General features: G+C 32.8%; 5 protein-coding genes. 2 read left to right on the plus strand and 3 right to left on the minus strand.

The window, feature by feature from the left end; translation table 11 throughout:
- The 3 genes from RMN92_RS01690 to RMN92_RS01700 all read right to left on the minus strand — a co-directional run.
- Positions 1 to 962, minus strand: a 962-nt coding sequence (locus tag RMN92_RS01690) for a bifunctional 3-deoxy-7-phosphoheptulonate synthase/chorismate mutase type II (RefSeq protein WP_309607731.1), incomplete at its 3' end; no start/stop codon positions are given.
- 154 nt (positions 963 to 1,116) lie between these two features.
- Positions 1,117 to 2,265 carry an aminotransferase class I/II-fold pyridoxal phosphate-dependent enzyme gene (locus RMN92_RS01695; RefSeq protein ID WP_309607732.1) on the minus strand — a complete coding sequence of 383 codons (1,149 nt, stop codon included), beginning with the start codon at positions 2,263 to 2,265 and terminating at the stop codon, positions 1,117 to 1,119.
- Entirely contained in the window at positions 2,262 to 3,092 is an 831-nt protein-coding gene (locus tag RMN92_RS01700) for a prephenate dehydratase (protein WP_309607733.1), read from the minus strand. Before RMN92_RS01700 ends, RMN92_RS01695 begins: the two co-directional genes overlap by 4 nt.
- 260 nt (positions 3,093 to 3,352) lie before the next feature.
- Between RMN92_RS01700 and gldA the strand changes: the two genes are divergently transcribed.
- Positions 3,353 to 4,252 carry a gliding motility-associated ABC transporter ATP-binding subunit GldA gene (gldA, locus tag RMN92_RS01705; RefSeq protein WP_309607734.1) on the plus strand — a complete coding sequence of 300 codons (900 nt, stop codon included), beginning with the start codon at positions 3,353 to 3,355 and terminating at the stop codon, positions 4,250 to 4,252.
- A 212-nt stretch (positions 4,253 to 4,464) separates the two neighbouring features.
- Positions 4,465 to 5,270 (plus strand): phage integrase SAM-like domain-containing protein (locus RMN92_RS01710; RefSeq protein ID WP_309607735.1); only part of this gene is annotated, 806 nt, incomplete at its 3' end.

Raw genomic sequence — 5,270 nt, forward strand, 5'->3', positions numbered from 1 at the left:
ATTTCATTCCAGCGTTTATTTTGTAATACCGCTACATTTTTTGATTTTTTTAGTGCGCCAATTTTTTCAGAAACTTGCATTCTGTGACCCAAAAGTTCTAATAATTTTGAATCGTAAATATCTATATTAGCACGAAGTTTAATCATTTCTGTATTGAAATCTTCTTCGTTTGTTGTCATTTTTTTGACTTTCAAATCTTCAAAAATTTGTTTCAAAACTGTTGGAGTTACTTGCTGAGCAGCATCGCTCCATGCATTATCTGGATCGGTATGGGTTTCAATAATTAAACCATCATAATTCAAATCGAGTGCTTGTTGCGACACTTCTTGAATCATATCACGGCGACCTGTAATATGCGATGGATCAATTATTAAAGGTAAATCTGGAAATTTGCTTTGCAATTCGATAGCAATTTGCCATTCGGGAATGTTTCTGTATTTTGTTTTTTCGTAAGTAGAAAATCCTCTATGAATCACTCCAAGTTTTTTAATTCCTGCATTATACAAACGTTCGACACCGCCAATCCACAATGCTAAATCAGGATTTACAGGGTTTTTTACCAAAACTATTTTATCCGTATTTTGTAAAGCATCGGCAATTTCTTGCACGGCAAATGGGTTTACAGTTGTTCGTGCGCCAATCCACAATACATCGATATCGTGTTCTAAAGCCAGTTTTACGTGCGTTGCATTTGCTACTTCTGTTGCCATTAAAAGACCTGTTTCGGCTTTGGCTTTTTGCAACCATTTTAAACCAATAGCTCCAACACCTTCAAAACCGCCTGGACGAGTTCTTGGTTTCCAAATTCCTGCTCTAAAAATAGACACGTCAGAATTTTTCAATTCATGGGCTATTTTCAACACTTGTTCTTCGGTTTCGGCACTGCAAGGCCCAGCAATTACTAATGGATGTGATAATTTAAAATCTTCTAACCACGTTCTCATTGTTTTATTATTCTCCATATTTTTGTTTTTTAACCACAAAGAGCACAAAGTTGTTCGCAAAGTTCACAAAGAAATTTGAGATTATTCAAATTTGCAACTCTTAAATTTATTTTTGTTATTGAAATTGATTTTTGACCCTTCGACTGCGCTCAGGATGACATTTTTGATATTGTCATTGAAACCTTTTTAATGCTTCTTTTATTTTTTCTTCATCAATGCATAATGAAAACCGAATGTATCCTTCGCCGTTGGTTCCAAAAATAGTTCCAGGTGTGATGAATAAATCTTTTTCATATAATAATTGATTTACATAAGCTTCCGCGTCACTAATTCCAGAAGGTAATTTTGCCCAAACAAACATACCTACAGAATTTTTATCAAAAGAACATTTTAATATATCTGCTAATTGAAAAACTAAATCGCGTCTTCTTTTATAAATTAAATTCTGCTCTTCAAACCAAGATTTATCCAATTTCAAAGCTTCAATTGCTCCTTTTTGAATGCCATAAAACATGCCAGAATCCATATTGCTTTTTACTTTCAAAACTGCATCAATTAATTTTGAATTTCCCACAACCATTCCAACGCGCCAACCCGACATATTGTAGGTTTTGGATAATGAGTTGAGTTCCAAAGCGACTTCTTTGGCACCATCAACTTGCAAAATTGAAATCGGATTATCGTTTAAAATAAAACTATACGGATTGTCGTTTACAACCAAAATGTTGTGTTTTTTGGCGAAAGCCACCAGCTTTTTAAACAAATCTAAACTTCCAGAAGCTCCGGTTGGCATATTGGGATAATTGACCCACATTAGTTTTACTTTCGACAAATTTTGTTTTTCTAAAGCTTCAAAATTAGGCTCCCAATTGTTTTCTGCTTTTAAATCGTAAAAAACAGATTTTGCACCAACCAAATTCGTCACTGATGTGTAGGTAGGATAACCTGGATTTGGAATTAAAACTTCGTCGCCTTCATTCAAAAAAGCCAACGAAATATGCATAATTCCCTCTTTGGAACCCATTAATGGTAAAATTTCAGTATTGAAATCGGCATCAACATGGAAGAATTTTTTGTAAAAATCCGCCATTCCTTTTCGCAATTCTGGTAAACCTTGATAACTTTGATATTGATGTGCGACAGCATCATTCATGGCGTTTTGAATCGCTTCGACAACCAACTTTGACGGTTTCAAATCTGGACTTCCAATTCCCATATTGATGATGGGTTTTCCTTGCGAAATCAATTCTCGAACTTCACGAAGTTTTGACGAAAAATAATATTCTTCGACTGTATTTAATCTGTTTGCAGTAACTATCATGCTATTCCTTTTTTATATTCGCCCAAAACTTTGAAATGTGTGGTCATTAATTCTAATATTTTTTTGGCTTTTTCATAATGTTTGTATTTTTCGAAAACGACATCTACAAAAAATGAATATTGAAATGGGGTTTCAATAATAGGCATCGATTGGATTTTGGTTAAATTCAATTTACAATTATTCATCACATTCAAGACAGTTGCCAAACTTCCTGCAGTATCATCAAGCTCAAATTTTACTGACGCTTTATTAATCTCTTCTTTAGGTAATTCTTTGTTTTGTGTTTTCACGATAACAAAGCGTGTTTTGTTACTTTTTACGGTATGAATTCCTGCTGCCAAAATATCCAAATCGTATAATTTTGCTGCTGTTGGACTAGCAACTGCACCAATTCCTACTAAATTTTCCTCGTGAATTCTTCTGGCTGTTTCGGCAGTATCGCCACTTTCAACCAGTTTAATGTGCGGGTATTGTTTAAAAAAAACAGCGCATTGCAGCAACGCAATTGGGTGAGAATGCACTTCTTTGATATCGTGTATTTTTTGTCCTTTTAACGCCATCAAATTCATGTGAATATCTAAATAGTGCTCGCCAATAATGTGTAAATTATTGTTGTCTATCAAGGCGTAATTTGGAACAATGGAACCTGCAATAGAATTTTCGAGCGCCATAACGCCTTTATCTGTTTTGCTGTCTTTTAGACTCGTCACTAAATTTTCAAACGACATGCATTCGTCGAGCGACAATTCCGATTGAAAATATTCTTCGGCTACCTGATGGTGAAACGATCCTTTGATTCCTTGAATGGCAATTTTTTTTATTTCCATGATGTGCAAAAAAAAATCCCGATGCGAATCGGGATTTTTATATATGTTTTTGAATTAATAATTAATCAGATAACAATACAACAATCCCTTTCTATTTTCCAATAGAAATTAAAAGAATTGTTATAATAAAAACTGTTGTTTAACATTTTTGTTTTGTTATTTGGCTAAAGTATAGATTTTTTCTTTTGCTGCAACAAAAGTTTTATTTTTTTTACAAAATTTAACATCCCAATTATATACTTTTGTTAAAAATCACGAATATGTCTATTGAAGTTAAAAATATTTCTAAAAGTTATGGTGCTCAAAAAGCGCTTGACAACATTTCTTTTGCTGTAAAAAAAGGAGAAATTGTAGGCTTTTTGGGTCCAAATGGCGCTGGAAAATCCACTTTGATGAAAATTTTAACTACTTATATTTCTGCCGATGAAGGAGAAGCAATAGTAAATGGCAATGATGTGATCACCAATCCTAAAGCAGTGCAAAAGTCAGTTGGCTATTTGCCAGAGCACAACCCGTTGTATTTGGATTTGTATGTGAGAGAATATTTGGCTTTTAATGCCGATGTATATAAAGTTGCTAAATCCCGCATTGATGAAGTGATTATTTTAACGGGTTTAACGCCTGAAAGTCATAAAAAAATTGGGCAATTGTCTAAAGGTTATCGTCAGCGTGTTGGTTTGGCAACTGCACTTTTGCACAATCCTGATGTTTTAATTCTTGATGAACCTACTACAGGATTAGATCCAAATCAGTTGGTTGAAATTCGTGATTTGATAAAAAATATTGGCAAAGATAAAACAGTTTTCTTATCGACACACATTATGCAAGAGGTTGAAGCGATTTGTGATCGTGTGATTATTATAAATCAAGGAAAAATAGTGGCCGACAAGAAATTGGATGTTTTAATTTCTGTAAATGATGAGCAAATTATTGAAGTTGAATTTGATTATAAAATTGAAGAAGAAGCAGTTGCAAAAATCCCTCATTTGAAATCGTATAAAAACACGCACGATTTTGTTTGGGAATTGACTTTTGTTTCTGATAAAGATATGCGCCCAGCAGTTTTTGATTTTGCGCACGATAACGGATTGAAAACGTTGCAACTAAACCAGAAAAATAAAAATTTAGAAAGCATTTTTAGGGAAATGACGAAAAATTAGTAATCAGATTGCAGTTTGCACTTAGCCCAGATTGAAACGTATGAATCTATGTAAACCTAAATTCATTTAAATATACTGATTATTAGTATTTTATGATTTTTAATGTTTACTTAAATTTATCAAAATACATACTAATTCGCATTTCGTTGACTATTTGTTGCCTATGTAAAATCTTTTTAATTACCTTTGCTTGAGTTCAAAGATAACAAAATATGGCTACTGTAAAATACCTATTGCAAAGTAAAAGCGAAACTTCTAACATTTATGTCAGATATTCCATCAACAGGCAAACCGTTTTCAAAAGAAAAACTGGATTTATTATCAACGCCAAAGATTGGAGTTTAGACAAAGCACAACCCAAAGCTGGCAGAGAAGATTTAAAAGCTTTAAAATCAAAATTGGAGAAACTTTCAACTTTTATAAGTGATTCACATAACAATGCAGTGAGCAAAGGAACAACCTTTACAGCAGAATGGCTGGAACAACAAATTAATGCATTTAATAACAAAACCGAATTTGTACCGTTGGATGTTTATATTAATTATTTACAAAAATATATTGACCAAGCACCTTATAAACAAAATAAAAAAAAGGAATTGGGACTGAGCAAAGGTCATATTACTAATTTAATATCTACAAAAATTAATATACTTCGTTATGAATCAGAAGTTTTAAACGGTAGAAGCATATTAATGAAAGAAATGAATATTGCTTTTATTGAGAAATTGAAAACTTGGTTATTTAATCAGAAATATTCAGTCAATTATGTAGGTAAAGTAATTGCCAACATTAAAACCATTTGTTTTGAAGCTTCTAATAACGATATTGAAATATCATCCCAATTGAAAAGTGTTAAATGCCTGACAGAAAAAAAAGCACCTGAAGACATCGTATTTTTGAGTGAAGAAGAACAAGAAATTATTAAAAATACTGCGCTAACCAGTAAGGCGTTAATAAGTGCAAGAAAGTGGCTTTTATTGGGTTGCCTAATTGGTCAGCGTGGTGGCGATTTATTATC

Origin of the sequence: Flavobacterium sp. (assembly GCF_031363805.1) — a bacterium.
In the GTDB taxonomy this organism is placed as follows: Bacteria; Bacteroidota; Bacteroidia; order Flavobacteriales; family Flavobacteriaceae; genus Flavobacterium.

Bases quoted from the DNA above. Each gene is read 5' to 3' on its own strand.
- gldA (WP_309607734.1), top strand. From the start codon at position 3,353: ATGTCTATTGAAGTTAAAAATATTTCTAAAAGTTATGGTGCTCAAAAA.
- RMN92_RS01700 (WP_309607733.1), bottom strand. From the start codon at position 3,092: ATGGAAATAAAAAAAATTGCCATTCAAGGAATCAAAGGATCGTTTCAC.
- RMN92_RS01695 (WP_309607732.1), bottom strand. From the start codon at position 2,265: ATGATAGTTACTGCAAACAGATTAAATACAGTCGAAGAATATTATTTT.